The 12,474-nt window shown below is 60.7% G+C and carries 14 protein-coding genes and 1 pseudogene; 7 read left to right on the top strand and 8 right to left on the bottom strand.

Annotated elements, in window-relative coordinates; genetic code table 11:
* Nucleotides 1-204: 204 nt before the first annotated feature.
* Nucleotides 205-348 (top strand): annotated as a pseudogene (locus QP891_RS11865) (YlcI/YnfO family protein); the annotation flags it as partial.
* Nucleotides 332-595 carry a type II toxin-antitoxin system RelE family toxin gene (locus QP891_RS08550; RefSeq protein WP_284770558.1) on the top strand — a complete coding sequence of 88 codons (264 nt, stop codon included), beginning with the start codon at nucleotides 332-334 and terminating at the stop codon, nucleotides 593-595. The pseudogene QP891_RS11865 and the gene QP891_RS08550, both read left to right, overlap by 17 nt.
* 59 nt (nucleotides 596-654) lie before the next feature.
* Here QP891_RS08550 and QP891_RS08545 read toward each other — a convergent pair whose 3' ends face one another.
* Genes QP891_RS08545 through QP891_RS08535 form a run of 3 tightly spaced genes read right to left on the bottom strand, consistent with a single transcriptional unit; the run spans nucleotide 655 to nucleotide 4,933 of the window.
* On the bottom strand, nucleotides 655-1,287 hold the full coding sequence (locus tag QP891_RS08545) for a DUF3239 domain-containing protein (RefSeq protein WP_284770559.1): 633 nt from the start codon (nucleotides 1,285-1,287) through the stop codon (nucleotides 655-657).
* Nucleotides 1,284-2,909 (bottom strand): DNA repair helicase XPB, encoded by a 1,626-nt coding sequence (locus tag QP891_RS08540; protein ID WP_284770560.1) that lies wholly within the window; start codon nucleotides 2,907-2,909, stop codon nucleotides 1,284-1,286. The genes QP891_RS08545 and QP891_RS08540 overlap by 4 nt, the downstream gene beginning before the upstream one ends.
* Nucleotides 2,906-4,933 carry a helicase-associated domain-containing protein gene (locus tag QP891_RS08535; RefSeq protein WP_284770561.1) on the bottom strand — a complete coding sequence of 676 codons (2,028 nt, stop codon included), beginning with the start codon at nucleotides 4,931-4,933 and terminating at the stop codon, nucleotides 2,906-2,908. The genes QP891_RS08540 and QP891_RS08535 overlap by 4 nt, the downstream gene beginning before the upstream one ends.
* A 65-nt stretch (nucleotides 4,934-4,998) precedes the next feature.
* Between QP891_RS08535 and QP891_RS08530 the strand changes: the two genes are divergently transcribed.
* The gene (locus tag QP891_RS08530) at nucleotides 4,999-5,184 is read left to right on the top strand and encodes a hypothetical protein (protein WP_005279826.1); all 186 of its coding nucleotides are present in this window, start codon (nucleotides 4,999-5,001) and stop codon (nucleotides 5,182-5,184) included.
* Between the two features lie 47 nt (nucleotides 5,185-5,231).
* Here QP891_RS08530 and QP891_RS08525 read toward each other — a convergent pair whose 3' ends face one another.
* The gene (locus QP891_RS08525; RefSeq protein ID WP_284770562.1) at nucleotides 5,232-5,852 is read right to left on the bottom strand and encodes a resuscitation-promoting factor Rpf1 domain-containing protein; all 621 of its coding nucleotides are present in this window, start codon (nucleotides 5,850-5,852) and stop codon (nucleotides 5,232-5,234) included.
* A 295-nt stretch (nucleotides 5,853-6,147) separates the two neighbouring features.
* Between QP891_RS08525 and QP891_RS08520 the strand changes: the two genes are divergently transcribed.
* A complete protein-coding gene (locus QP891_RS08520; RefSeq protein WP_005279828.1) occupies nucleotides 6,148-6,528 on the top strand; it encodes a cold-shock protein in 381 nt (126 codons plus the stop codon).
* Here QP891_RS08520 and QP891_RS08515 read toward each other — a convergent pair.
* Nucleotides 6,525-7,058: a DUF2771 domain-containing protein gene (locus tag QP891_RS08515; protein ID WP_284770563.1), complete on the bottom strand. Its 534-nt coding sequence runs from the start codon at nucleotides 7,056-7,058 to the stop codon at nucleotides 6,525-6,527. The two genes, QP891_RS08520 and QP891_RS08515, sit on opposite strands and share 4 nt — an antisense overlap.
* 6 nt (nucleotides 7,059-7,064) lie before the next feature.
* Nucleotides 7,065-7,871 (bottom strand): glutaminyl-peptide cyclotransferase, encoded by an 807-nt coding sequence (locus tag QP891_RS08510; protein ID WP_410757473.1) that lies wholly within the window; start codon nucleotides 7,869-7,871, stop codon nucleotides 7,065-7,067.
* A gap of 5 nt (nucleotides 7,872-7,876) precedes the next feature.
* On the opposite strand from QP891_RS08510, the gene QP891_RS08505 reads away from it, so the two are divergent.
* The 3 genes from QP891_RS08505 to QP891_RS08495 are packed head-to-tail and all read left to right on the top strand — an operon-like array spanning nucleotide 7,877 to nucleotide 10,816.
* Nucleotides 7,877-8,545, top strand: a complete 669-nt coding sequence (locus tag QP891_RS08505) for a DUF3027 domain-containing protein (RefSeq protein ID WP_284770565.1) — start codon at nucleotides 7,877-7,879, stop codon at nucleotides 8,543-8,545.
* 50 nt (nucleotides 8,546-8,595) lie between these two features.
* The gene (locus QP891_RS08500; RefSeq protein ID WP_284817032.1) at nucleotides 8,596-9,999 is read left to right on the top strand and encodes an NCS2 family permease; all 1,404 of its coding nucleotides are present in this window, start codon (nucleotides 8,596-8,598) and stop codon (nucleotides 9,997-9,999) included.
* 10 nt (nucleotides 10,000-10,009) lie between these two features.
* Entirely contained in the window at nucleotides 10,010-10,816 is an 807-nt protein-coding gene (locus QP891_RS08495) for a TrmH family RNA methyltransferase (protein ID WP_284770567.1), read from the top strand.
* Here QP891_RS08495 and QP891_RS08490 read toward each other — a convergent pair.
* Both QP891_RS08490 and sepH read right to left on the bottom strand, forming a co-directional pair.
* Nucleotides 10,777-11,607: a DUF6928 family protein gene (locus QP891_RS08490; protein ID WP_284770568.1), complete on the bottom strand. Its 831-nt coding sequence runs from the start codon at nucleotides 11,605-11,607 to the stop codon at nucleotides 10,777-10,779. The genes QP891_RS08495 and QP891_RS08490 overlap by 40 nt on opposite strands.
* Nucleotides 11,608-11,610: 3 nt before the next feature.
* The gene (gene sepH, locus QP891_RS08485) at nucleotides 11,611-12,459 is read right to left on the bottom strand and encodes a septation protein SepH (RefSeq protein WP_284770569.1); all 849 of its coding nucleotides are present in this window, start codon (nucleotides 12,457-12,459) and stop codon (nucleotides 11,611-11,613) included.
* Between the last annotated feature and the right edge of the window lie 15 nt (nucleotides 12,460-12,474).

The raw sequence follows: 12,474 nt of genomic DNA, 5'->3' as shown, positions 1-12,474 counted from the left end.
TATGGGCTAGCGGCCATCGTGGTTATCCCTTTCGAGGAAGTGTGGTTACGGAATCGAAAGGTACTACGGTGGTCGCCGGCCTCATTCATAAGGGGCCCACCGTCAGTTACAGATACACCACACTAGTGGACGCAACCCGTTAACGCGAAGCAGAAAGAGCGCCTAGATGCGCTTGCTTCGCGGACTGGGCGGACTGGAGCCTTCTATCTTCGCAAGGCCCTAGATTCCTACCTCGATGAACTTGAGTATGTGTATGCGCTCGAAGCCGAATCCGAAGCAGCCCGACGCGGAGAATTGGACACGATCTCTTTGCAGGATTTAGAGGACGAGTGTGGTTTGGTCGATTGAGTTCACCCCGCGTGCGGCGAAGGCGTTCCGGAAGCTCGACAAACTGGTACAGAAACAAATCAGTAAGTTCCTTCGTGAGGTAGCAGAGTTAGACGATCCTCGTGTGCGCGGTAAGGGGCTCGTCGCGGACAAGTCTGGATTGTGGCGGTGGAGAGTAGAGGATTATCGAGTGATTGTTTCCATCCTCGATGAAACGGTGGTCGTCAACGTCATCGATGTAGGACATCGACGCAATATTTACCTTTAACCATTTGGCAAAGGTAAAAGAAAAAGCACCAGAAACAATCTGGTGCTTGAGAGTCCTGACTAGAGGACGAGCAGGTCATAGCGGGTGGATTTGACATCGGAAAGCCGCTTTCGGGCGCGCTCTAGGCGCTGCCATTGTTCCTGGGGGATGGATTTGCGGGCGATGGTGACGGTTTCAGCATCGGGGGTTCCCCAAGCAATGGGCATGGGGGAGATTTGCTGCCAATGCTCCTTATCGGAAGTAGAACGCTGGCCGGACACAGCGGCGACAGGCACCTTGGTGCCCACGGTGCGTTGGACGCCGGGAATGGAGGTTACCGTGCGCAGGCACGCGCCCCAGCGTGGGGGAAGGGACGGATCCACATTGGTATTCACCAAGGCAAGAAGGATCATGTCTCGTTCGTTGACCTGTGCGATGACGGCGGGAGCGAGCGGATAAGAATCATACAGCGATTGGGCCGTTCCCACCTTGCTTGCGGCGGCGACGCCGACGACGGCAACGACGATGCCAAAGAGGATGAGCCCTAATCCCACGGTTATCCCCCAGGAAAAGCTCCACCACACGGCGGCGCCGGCGATGATCAGGATGAGGCCGAAGATAAGCCCGGATACGCGAAGGCGGTTGGAATCGCGCAATAACTCGTTATTGGCCTTAGCAAAGGACTCGTCAACGTCGAACTTAAAGATCTTCATTGGCCTAAGTCTACTGCGTCCATGAGCCGGTAGGCATATCCTTGCTCGGCGAGGAAGCGTTGGCGGTGCATGGCGTAGTCCGCATCTAGGCTGTCGCGGGTGACTAGCGTATAAAAGAGCGCCGCGGTTTCCTTCGGACGCAGCAGGCGGCCGAGGCGTTGTGCTTCCTCTTGGCGGGAGCCAAAGGTGCCGGAGACCTGGATGGCTAGTGCAGCTTCGGGCAGGTCAATGGAGAAGTTGGCCACTTTGGATACGACGAGGATGGATAGCACGCCCTTACGAAATTGCTGGAAGAGCTTTTCGCGCTTGGCGGTAGAGGTGGTGCCATCGATGACGGGGGCATCGAGGTGTTCACCTAATTCGCGCAGTTGGTCCACGTATCCGCCGATGATGAGCGCTTGCTGGTCGTGGGAAGCAAGGATCTTATCGACGGCGCGGAGCTTAGCCGAGGCTTGTGCGGCGATGCGGTAGCGGTCGCGCGGCTGCGCGGTGGCATAGAGCATGCGTTCTTCCGGATCCATATCCACGCGGACCTCGATGCACTCCGCGGTGGCGATGTAGCCGGCCATTTCCAGCTCTTTCCACGGCGCATCGTAACGCTTCGGTCCGATGAGGGAGAACACATCGCCTTCACGGCCATCCTCGCGCACGAGGGTGGCGGTAAGCCCTAGCCGGCGCCGCGATTGCAGGTCCGAGGTCATGCGGAATACGGGTGCGGGAAGCAGGTGGACCTCGTCGTAGATAATAAGGCCCCAGTCGCGGGAATCGAAGAGCTCGAGGGCGCGGTATTCACCCTTGGTTTTCCGCGTGACCACTTGATAGGTGGCGATGGTAATCGGCTTGATTTCCTTCTTCTCGCCGGAGTATTCGCCGATATCGTTTGGAGAAAGCGTGGTGCGGCGCAGCAGCTCGTCGCGCCACTGGCGGCCGGCGACGGTATTGGTGACCAAGATGAGGGTGGTGGATTGCGCCTTTGCCATGGCGGCGGCACCGACGATGGTTTTGCCGGCACCGCAGGGCAGCACGACGACGCCGGAGCCGCCGGACCAGAAGGCATCGGTGGCGTATTCCTGGTAATCGCGCAGGTGCCAGCCGTCCTCGTTGAGCGCGATGGGGTGAGATTCGCCGTCGATATAGCCGGCAAGGTCTTCGGCGGGCCAGCCGGCCTTGAGGAGTTCTTGCTTGAGGCGGCCGCGTTCTGAAGGAGCCACGGCGATGGTGTTGTCATCGATGCGCGAACCCAGCAGTTTTCCTACCTTGCCGCGGGAGAGCTCGGTGAGGATAGCGGGCTCTTCGGATTCGAGGATGAGCCCGTGGGCGGGGTGCGCCTGGAGGCGGACGCGGCCGTAGCGGGACATGGTCTCGGCGACATCGACAAGCAGCGATTGCGGGACCGGGAACCGGGAGTAGGTTTCTAGGACATCGACGACCTGCTCGGCGTCGTGCCCGGCGGCGCGGGCATTCCAGAGTGCCAGGGAAGTAATGCGGTAGGTATGCACGTGCTCTGGGGCGCGCTCCAGCTCCGCGAACGGCGCGAGGGCGGTGCGCGCAGCTGCGGAATCTGGATGATCGACTTCCAGCAAGACGGTCTTGTCCGACTGCACAATCAGTGGTCCGTTCATGCGTCTAGGGTAACGGAGGTGATGCGGTGCAAGGGAAACCGGATGGTGGAGCCATCGGCGGCGCGGGCATCGATTTGGCCACCGGCGACGGTCAGTGGGGTGACGGTGCGGGTCTTGGTATTGCCATTTTTATCGGCGTAGCCAATGGTGATGGGGCGTGCGGTGCGCGCGGCGGCGTGGACCAGATCCAGGTTGGGCAGGCTCGGGGCCTCGCCGGTGGTGAGGTTGCGCAGCGCACGCGCGATATCCGGCGGCGCGGCCTGGGCGCGAGGGCTGGGTGTGGGAAGCGTTGCGGGCTCGGGCGCGATGGACAAGCTAGCGCCGTTTTCGTCCTCGGCAGCGGGGGAGAGGCCGTTTTCGCGCAGGCGCTCCAACAGCTCGCTGACGCGCAGCTGGGAAATCGCGACCGTGGGGGCCAGCAGGCGCAGCGGAGCGGCCTTCGCGGCGATCTGCAAGAGGGCTGGGTCCTCGCTGCGCAGGTAGGACAGGGCAGGACCGGAGCGCAAGGTGCCGTGGCGCTTGGTGATGTCCTCGATGTGGAACTCCAACGTATGCGGGACATCGCCATGCGCGGCGAAGAAATCGCGGATCTCCGTGCCCGTCATCCCGCGGTCGAGGCCGCGGCGAAGGGAGGCATCGCTAATGCGGTAAACGCTGGCGAGTCCTGGTGATTCCAAGTCCGCGAGGGACTCCAGGGTGTGGTGGGCCGCGGGCTCGAGGGGCCCTGGCACTAGCACGGTCATATCCGCCTGGACCAGGAAATAGTCGATGGTGTCGGGGGTGAGGGTATCGGCGGCATCGAAGCCATCGATAAGCACGCTGGTGGCTCGCCCGAGCGCGATGGCGCCGATCCATTCCGCCTCGCGGTGCAGCTCCTCGATGGTCTCTGGGGAGGTGTGCGTGGCAAAAAGGGGAAAGGAAAAATGCAGATCCGCTTGAAATTCAGCTGCGGACAGCGGCTGTGCGGAGTTGAGGTAAACATCGAGGATATGCCGGCGAAACTTGGGCAGGCGGTCGGTGCTGGCGGCGAGTACCCGGCCAGATTCCCACGGGGTCCAGGGGGAGTGTTCCCAGGCCACGAGGAGCACGCGCCACTGCGCGGCTAATCCTGCATCGAGCCACTCTTGGGCGGAATCGGTGGGTGCAAGGAAGTTTCCCTCGTACCCGGACGGTTCGCCGCGGTTGATAAGCCGCGCGGACAGGCCAAGCGTAATCAGGCGGCGCAGTTCTGGTTCCGCGATGTCCAGCTGCTTGCTGAGCTGGGCAAGGGGGCGCACGCCGACGGTTTTATCCTTGAGCAGCTCGATCGGCCGGGCACCGAGGGAAGAAATCAGCTGTTGCATGCCGCGCACCACGGACAGGCCCGCGGCGGTACCGGCGTCATCGGCCTTGCGGTCAACGGTGGGCTCGCCGCGCCGCGCGGAGGGCTCGGTGGGAATGTAGGGGACGGTCTGCCCCTTCATGGCGCGGTGCACCTCGCGCGGGAGGCGAACGGTCTGGGAGTCGACGCGCTGCAAGAGATGCTTGGCAATCAGCCGCGGCACGGGGTGGGACGGATTGGTCTCGCGGGTGGTACCGATGCCATTGGAGCGCGCCAGGGTGGCAAGGACGTGGCGTTCGTCTTCAGCAAGGGTATCGATTGTTGCGGGCGATACCTCGAGCTGATTAAGCAGCGACCAGCCGGTGGGCAGCGCAGGCATGACCTCTGGCGGAATCTGCACCGCGCCAAAGGCGAGGCCGCGTTCCTTGAGCTCGCGGGTGATGGCGGGGTTGTGGTCTTCTACCTCTGCAAGCTCGCCGCCGCGCTTGGCGATGTCCTCCAGCACCGCCAACTGCTGTGCGTTACACTCTGCTAGCGCTCGGGCGATAGAGGTGCGCAAGAGGAGCCGCGTGGCCAGCGCCGCGATGGAGGGCGGCAACGGGGTTAAAACATCGGGGCGGTGGCGAAGGATGGTGGCCAGTTCCTCTTCTGAAAGGGAATTAAGCCAGGTGCGAAAATGCGGGAGGTGGGAGGACTGAGTCATGATAAATCACAATTTTAGCGCCCGATTGAGTTACGTTTTTGCCCGAGGTTTGAAATAATAAAGCTATGTCGAATGAAAAGAATGGCTTTGTTTCCCCGGCGTGGCCGGACAATGAACACCGCGAGCATGCAATTACGGAAATTTCTGCGCCTTTTGCTGGTGCTTCCAGCCCTTATGGCGATGATTTGGTGTTGCCGATGCCGGCAGAGAAGTTGAACTACGTTCACCCTTATACCCGCATCAACCGCTAAAAAATTCCCCTTGCCGCAGAAGGCTAGGGGAATTTTTATGCGCTTATTTAGCGGCTGAAGGTCTCAACCAGCTGTGCAATCGGGTCGATGACGTCGCGGTTAGCGGAGTAGAACGCGTTAAAGTCGTGGCGGTTGGCGTGGTAGGCGTCCGAAATCTGTGCCGGTAGCTGCAGGCCGTAAGCGTTAGCGGTGTCCTTAACGAGGTTGTAGACGGCGTCTACGGCGAGCTCATCGGACTTGTTTTCTGCTGCCTGCTGTACTGGCTGCGGTGCTTCAGCAGGTGCGGAAGGGGCGGTGCGCTCGGTCGGCGCGGAGTTCAGGCCAAGGGAAGCCGAGCATGCAGGCCATGCGCCCCATCCCTGGTTAGCCAGGGTGCGCTCAGCGATGACAATCTGCTGCTCGCGGGTTGCCTGGTTAGCGGTAGGGGCGAACTCACCGCCACCGTATGCCTGCCAGGTCTGGGGGTTGAACTGCAGGCCGCCGTGGTAGCCATTGCCGGTGTTGATGTGCCAGTCACCGCCGGACTCGCACTGCGCGAGGCGGTCCCAGTCGGAGTCAGGGGCAGCGGCGGCGTTCGGTGCCATGATGGCAGCGGCTGCGCCCAAGGCAACGGTGCCTGCGGTGAACTTGGCGGCAAAGTGGTTAGTCTTAGCGGAGTGGCGTCCCATAAAAGTAGTCCTTTCCGTAGTGCCCGTTTTCGTGTAAATGTTTTGCGCCTAGAAGAAAGGATGGGCAGGGAAACCTTCTTTGCGGCGACACTGAGGGCCAGCGTAGTGGTTTATAACGAAATAGTCACGTTCTGGGCACTAAATGGGAAAGAATTGAGACTATTGTGGTTCCGTCCGCAATATTTCCGCAGGTAGTGACAGTGTTGTGAACTATGCCACACGACACGTGGAACTTCTGTTCTGTATAACTTCCAGCTAAACTTAAGAATTTACCCAAGAGAAGAGGTGGATACCTATGCCCATTGGCAAAGTGAAGTGGTATGACGCCGAGAAAGGTTTCGGTTTCGTTAGCAATCCGGGCGATGAAGACGTCTACGTCGGCCGGAATGTCCTGCCCAAGGGAGTAGAAGAAATCTTTCCGGGTCAGCGCATCGAATTCGATTTCGCGGCGGGGCGCCGCGGGCCGCAGGCACTGCGGGTGCGTGTGCTGGACAAGCCGCGCCGTCGCACGCCGTCGCGCAAGCCGGAAGAGCTCGGCAGCATGGTCTCAGATGTTATGACCCTGCTGGAATCGCAGGTGCAGCCGGTACTGAACTCGGGGCGCTACCCCGAGCGCAAGACTGGGCGCCAAGTAGCAGAAATCCTCCGCGCAATTGCGAAGGATTTAGATAGTTAATCATCCATGGTGGATAGGGACCACACGGTGGCGAGGGGGGTTTCTTCGCCATCGTCATCGGTGCCAATCATGAGGGAGGAGACTTCCACCACCATGAGCCGGGGGCGCTCGCCAGTTGATGCCTCGATGGGGTCTACCGAACCGGGGATATCTACCTCGGTCGTTTCATTCGCACCATGAGAGGTTTCGTCATTGGCGGCGGGGTCATCATAAATGGACAGCACCTTCCATTCGTGATTAGAAATCTCCCCGGGGATTTCCAGATGCAAGGTGTCATCCTCGCCCACCGTTAGTTGGGGGACATCGCCTTCGGGGCAATCGGTTCCCGGCTCGCATACGAGGTAGGGCGTGACCTCCTTGGTGTTATCCCCCACGGAGGCGGTAATAGCAATCTCGCTCGGCTCTGGGCCCGGGCGCGAATTGCGCCAGCTCTGAAAGATCACCACGGAGGCGACGATGACCGCCACGACCACGATGAGCGCGAGGATTTGCAGCAGCGACTTTTTCCTTGCTTCCTTACGGGTTGCCATGGCCCATTACTTTACTCGAACGCGGTAGAGCTCATCCCACCGCTTGCCGGTAAGCCAGAATTCATCGGTGCCCTCGATATGTGCGATGCCGTTTAAGACGTCATCGGGATCGGTATATTTCGATTTATCGATGGCATCGGTAGAAATCACCGCGGTTACCTTGCCAGAGGAGAGATCGATGCGGTGGATATCTTCACTGCCCCACACATTGGCGTAGACATCACCGTCCACGCATTCCAGCTCATTGAGATCTTCCACGGGCGAGCCATCGAGGGTGACCTCGGTGGTCGAGAGCTCCGCAAAGGTCTCTGGATCCATGTGCCGCAGGGTAGAGGTGCCATCGGACATGATGAGCTCGTCCTGGTTGGCGCATAGTCCCCAGCCCTCGCCGGCATAGGTGGCGGTGTCGGTGCGCTGGAAGTCGCCGTCATAGCGCAGGGATTGCCCGCGCTTCCAGGTCAATTGCCAGATGGAATTACCATATTGGGTAATGCCCTCCCCAAAAAGTGAGTCATCGAGGGCGCGCTCTTGCAAGATTTCGCCGGTTTCAGGGGAGAAGCGGATGAGTTTGGATTCGCCCCATTGCCCGGTGCCGAGCAGGAGGTTGCCCTCGCCGTCTTCTTCGAGGCCTTGTGTAAAGGAGTTCTCTGGTAGCGGCGCCCTATCGAGGACTTCCACTGAAAGGTGATCGGGGGAGGAAGCATCGGGAGAGTCTGAGGAACAAGCGGTCAAGGCGCAGCAGGGCACGGCAATGAGAGCGGCGCGGCGGAGAAACGGCATGCACCATATGTACCACTGTCGGCGGGCCATCATGAATAATGAGGGGCGTGAGTAAGCGAAAAGCAAATCCGTTGATCGATTCCCGCGCCGTACGCATCGCGCGTGAGGCATTGGAAGAGGTGGGGGAAGGGGGCATCGGCAAGCATAGGGGCGTAGCCGGAATGGGCCGCAACGTTGTCACCCATCGCTTTGAGGCGGATATGCCGGGCTACCCAGGCTGGGAATGGCAGGCCGTGCTCGCGTGCGCGGAAGGCTCGCGCTACGTCACCGTCAATGAGGTGGCGCTGGTACCGGGCGGGGAGGCGCTGCAGGCACCAGAATGGGTGCCGTATGAGGACCGAGTGCTGCCGGGGGATTTGGGTCCGGGGGATCTCATGCCGCCAGCCATCGATGATGAGCGCCTGAACGGAAATGAGCTTTCTGCCAAAGGTCTGGCGGATGCCAAGCAGCGCTGGCAAGAAGAATATGGCCCGACCTCGGAGATGGCAGCCAAGGCGCACCTGCAGTGTCGCACGTGCGCGTTTTATATGGGGCTCATGGATAACTTTGGGGTATGTGCCAATGAGTATTCCGCTGATGGCCGCGTGGTGCATGCGCGCTACGGGTGTGGTGCGCATTCGCAGACGCGGGTGAGTGAGGAGAAGGCGCCGGCCGCGGCCTTCGATGACGAAAAGCCTATTTACCAAGATTTTGAATTTGGGGATTAAAGCAGCACACTTAGGGCGTAAAAATACCGCTCTACGTGAAAGGGCACGGCGTGAAAGCCACTCTCGATCGCTATTTCCACATTTCTGAACGCGGTTCCACCATCGGAACCGAGCTACGCGCGGGAACGGTCTCGTTCTTCGCCATGGCATATATTATTTTGCTCAACCCGCTCATTCTGGGCACGAGCCCGGATGCGGAAGGCTATACCTTAGGCGTGCCGCAGGTTGCTGCGGCCACGGCGCTGGTCGCCGGCGTCATGTCCATCGCTTTTGGTGCGATTGCGAAGTACCCCTTCGCCATGGCTGCGGGCCTGGGCATGAATACCTTCGTCGCCATCAGCATGGTCGCCACCAGCGGGCTGACCTGGCAAGAAGCCATGGGCCTGGTGGTAATCGAGGGCCTTATTATCGTCCTGCTCGCCGTGTCCGGTTTCCGCACCGCGGTATTTGACGCCATCCCGCAGCCCATGAAGGCCGCTATGGGCGTGGGCATTGGCATGTTCATCGCCATGATCGGTTTCGTGGACGGTGGGTTTGTTACCCGCGTGCCCGATGCCGCGCAGACCACCGTGCCGGTGGGCCTAGGCATTAATGGTTCGATTGCCACCTGGCCGGCGGTGGTCTTTGTCATTGGCCTTATCATTTGCGCCTTCATGGTCATCCGCAATGTGCCCGGTGGGCTATTTATTGCCATCATCCTGAATACCGTGATTGCCTTTATTGTCCAGGCGCTCACGGACTCGGAGGACTGGGGCATGGCCGCCCCAGAGGCCCCAGATGCGCTGGGAGGCCTGCCGGATCTTTCCATCGTGGGCGATGTGAACCTGGTTGGCGCCTTTGCCAATATTGGCGTGATCTCCACGGTTCTGCTCATCTTTACCCTGCTGCTGACCAACTTCTTTGATGCCATGGGTACCATGACCGGGCTGGGTAAGCAGGCCAAGCTCGTGGATGACAACGGCAACCTGCCGGGAATGAAGAAGGCGCTGGTTGTGGAAGGTGCCGGCGCGGTTGCCGGTGGTTTGGGCTCGGCGTCCTCGAATACTGTCTTCGCGGATTCCTCTGCCGGCATTGCCGATGGCGCCCGCACCGGCCTGGCCAATATCATGACCGGCCTGCTGTTTATCGCGGCCATGTTTTTCACCCCGCTCTATGAGATCGTACCCATCGAGGCCGCAGCACCGGTGCTGGTCATCGTCGGCGTGATGATGGCCGCGCAGCTTACGGATATCCCGTGGACGCGCATGGAAGTAGCCATTCCAGCCTTCCTTACCATCGTGGTCATGCCGTTTACCTATTCCATTGCCAACGGCATTGGCGTGGGCTTTATTACCTTCGCGCTCATGTCCACCTTCGCCGGTAAGGCCAAGCAGGTGCACTGGATCATGTGGCTACTGGCGGGCTTGTTCGTCATTTACTTTGGCATCGATCCGATTTCGGAGGCCATCGGCTAGCCTGGAAGGCATGCATATTTCTGATCCCCGTGACCCTCGCCTGGACGATATTCGGAACCTCAACAAATCCGATAAATCCGGCGAGGGTTTGGTCATTGCAGAAGGCCCCTTGGTGGCCGCCCGCCTGATGGAATCGCGGTTCCCCATGCGCTGCCTGGTGGGCTTTCCCCACAAGCTGGAGGCCTTCTTTGCCGAGTACGGCGAGCCGGAGTGCCCCGTCTACGAGGTCTCGCGCGAAACCCTCGCGGAGGTCGCAGGCTTTGATATGCACCGCGGGTTGGTTGCCGCTGCGGGCCGCGCCCCAGAGCCGGAGGTGGGCGAGATTCTGGAGCGTTCCCGCACCATCGCCGTGCTGGAGGGCGTGGGGGATCATGAAAATATCGGCGCCATTTTCCGCCACGCGGCCGGCATGAACGTGGATGCGGTGCTGCTGGGCTCAGGTGCGGCGGATCCGCTCTATCGACGCTCGGTGCGCGTATCCATGGGCCACGCGCTGCGCGTGCCCTTTGCCCATTTGGAGGGAGGTTTCACCACGTGGCAGCGCTCCTTGCAGGCGCTTGCCGATGCCTCCTTTACCCTCATTTCCTTAACCCCCAACCCCCAGGCGGTGCACCTGGCAGAGGCCATGCACGGGCAGGACAAGGTGGCCATGCTCGTTGGCGCGGAGGGCCCTGGGCTTACCGAGCACGCAATGAAGGCCACCGATATCCGCGCGCGGATACCAATGGCCCCAGGAACTGATTCCCTAAACGTTGCGACCGCGGCCGCCATTTCCTTTTATGAGCGCCAGCGATCCTTAAGTGACTTAAACGTCTGACGCAGCCAGTTGCCAATCAGCGAACCGAGCTGCTTCGCGGTGGAAAGGATCTCATCGCCAGTGGAATCCGGCTCGGCATCGTGGTCCTCGTAGTCGTCATAGTCGTTGAGGCCCAGCCTGTTTGCGGATTGGGCGGCGAACTCGCTGACCGGCTGCTTTGGCTTCGGCGGATCGATCTTGGGCTCTGGGCGCCCGTCGACGGCATAGCCCACGACGTCCAGGTCCGGGCCTTCCTGTCCCACGGTGATGCCCAACCAGTGTTCTTGGGCGGCCTCCATTATGCTGTGGGGCCGAAACGGCAGGGAAATGCCGCCGAGGGATTCGTCCTTTTCACCGGCCCAGAACGGCGCCTCAAAGGGCTCGGGTAGGCCGGTGTCCTCGTAGAGGCGGTCACGGGTGGCGCACAGGCAGCGCTTGAGCTCGCCGCCTTCCCACAGCGCGAAGCCTGCATAGTCTTCGTCCGCGTTGCTAACCAGCGCGATAACCCGCTGGGAAGGAACCGCGTTTAAGAGGTCCTTCGGCAGCTGGGAAAGCAGGACTGAATCGCCCTCGCAGACCGTTTGCACCACGGTAATGCCCGGGTAGCCGCCGATGTAGTACTCATTCGGATCCGTCTGCGCGGAGCGGTTCAGGGGGAATTGCCCAATCGGGGTGACCGGGAACTTGGGGTTGAGCTGGGCTAGGAACTTGCGGCCGAACCCGCGGTCCGCCTTGGGCTCGGTCTTGAGAACTTCTTCGGCGCCGGGCTTGGAGATGTACCACAGCGTGAGAACGGCATGAGAGATGTCCACTGTTTAGTCCCTCGGACGCTTGGTATTGGAGCGAACGCCCAAGAGCACGTCCTCCCAGTGTGGGGTGACGGCCTTGCGGCGGCGCTTCGAGGGCTTGGACTCGGAGGAAGGATTCTGCAGGAATTCCTCTTCTTCCGTCTCCTCGCTGGAACCGGAAATATCGGTGACATTGGCGGGCTGATCGCCGTCAATGGCTTCGTCGTAGCGGCCGCTGCCCAAGGAGGTTAGTGAGCGCACCGGCTGTACGAAGTCCGGGTCCGTAAGGTCTGCCGCGACCGAGTTGCGGGCCTCGACCGTAGCGGGGGAGGACATGGACTGCTTGAAGGTCCATTCCGCCTCGTTTTCAGAAAGTCCCGCCTTCCAGGTCACGCGCACAACCCACGGCTCGCCCTGGTGGCGGTAGGCGTCCCACGTGGACTCCGAAAGGGAGTGGCCGCGGGCGGCAAAGGAGCTCGCCAGTACTTCCCACAGGGTGAGCTTGGCGGGGCCGTCGTCGCGCACTGGGTGGGCCTGCTTGGCCACCTCAGAAATGCGATTGCGCTCCAACATGACTGGGTAAGCAAAGGGCTCGATGCGCGATTCATCGACGTGTATCTCTTCCGCGAGCTCTGCCGTGGAAGCACCGGCACGGATGCGGTTTTGGATCTCTGCCGGCCGGATCTGCTTTTCTTCCTCTTCGTGGGAGGGCTTGGGCATCGGCGCTAGCTTCGGCGGCTCCGGCTTGCTAGCGGTGGGCGTGAGGGCGGAACGCAGCTCATCGGTGATGGGAAGGGAAAACTCTTCGCCTTCTTCGGTGCGTAGCACCAATGAGTCTTCGCTCGATTCGCTGTCAACGAGAAACAGCTCGCGCATAGTGTGGCGCTCCTT

The organism is Corynebacterium sp. MSK310 (assembly GCF_030227355.1).
Taxonomy (GTDB): Bacteria; Actinomycetota; Actinomycetes; order Mycobacteriales; family Mycobacteriaceae; genus Corynebacterium; species Corynebacterium rhinophilum.
The sequence above is the reverse complement of the archived record's forward strand: the minus strand, read 5'-3'. Positions and strand labels throughout refer to the sequence as shown.

What these genes read in the sequence shown, in the direction of transcription:
- QP891_RS08545 (WP_284770559.1), bottom strand. Translation starts at nt 1,287, where the DNA reads ATGAAGATCTTTAAGTTCGACGTTGACGAGTCCTTTGCTAAGGCCAAT.
- QP891_RS08540 (WP_284770560.1), bottom strand. Translation starts at nt 2,909, where the DNA reads ATGAACGGACCACTGATTGTGCAGTCGGACAAGACCGTCTTGCTGGAA.
- QP891_RS08535 (WP_284770561.1), bottom strand. Translation starts at nt 4,933, where the DNA reads ATGACTCAGTCCTCCCACCTCCCGCATTTTCGCACCTGGCTTAATTCC.
- QP891_RS08530 (WP_005279826.1), top strand. Translation starts at nt 4,999, where the DNA reads ATGTCGAATGAAAAGAATGGCTTTGTTTCCCCGGCGTGGCCGGACAAT.
- QP891_RS08525 (WP_284770562.1), bottom strand. Translation starts at nt 5,852, where the DNA reads ATGGGACGCCACTCCGCTAAGACTAACCACTTTGCCGCCAAGTTCACC.
- QP891_RS08520 (WP_005279828.1), top strand. Translation starts at nt 6,148, where the DNA reads ATGCCCATTGGCAAAGTGAAGTGGTATGACGCCGAGAAAGGTTTCGGT.
- QP891_RS08515 (WP_284770563.1), bottom strand. Translation starts at nt 7,058, where the DNA reads ATGGCAACCCGTAAGGAAGCAAGGAAAAAGTCGCTGCTGCAAATCCTC.
- QP891_RS08510 (WP_410757473.1), bottom strand. Translation starts at nt 7,871, where the DNA reads ATGATGGCCCGCCGACAGTGGTACATATGGTGCATGCCGTTTCTCCGC.
- QP891_RS08505 (WP_284770565.1), top strand. Translation starts at nt 7,877, where the DNA reads ATGAGGGGCGTGAGTAAGCGAAAAGCAAATCCGTTGATCGATTCCCGC.
- QP891_RS08495 (WP_284770567.1), top strand. Translation starts at nt 10,010, where the DNA reads ATGCATATTTCTGATCCCCGTGACCCTCGCCTGGACGATATTCGGAAC.
- sepH (WP_284770569.1), bottom strand. Translation starts at nt 12,459, where the DNA reads ATGCGCGAGCTGTTTCTCGTTGACAGCGAATCGAGCGAAGACTCATTG.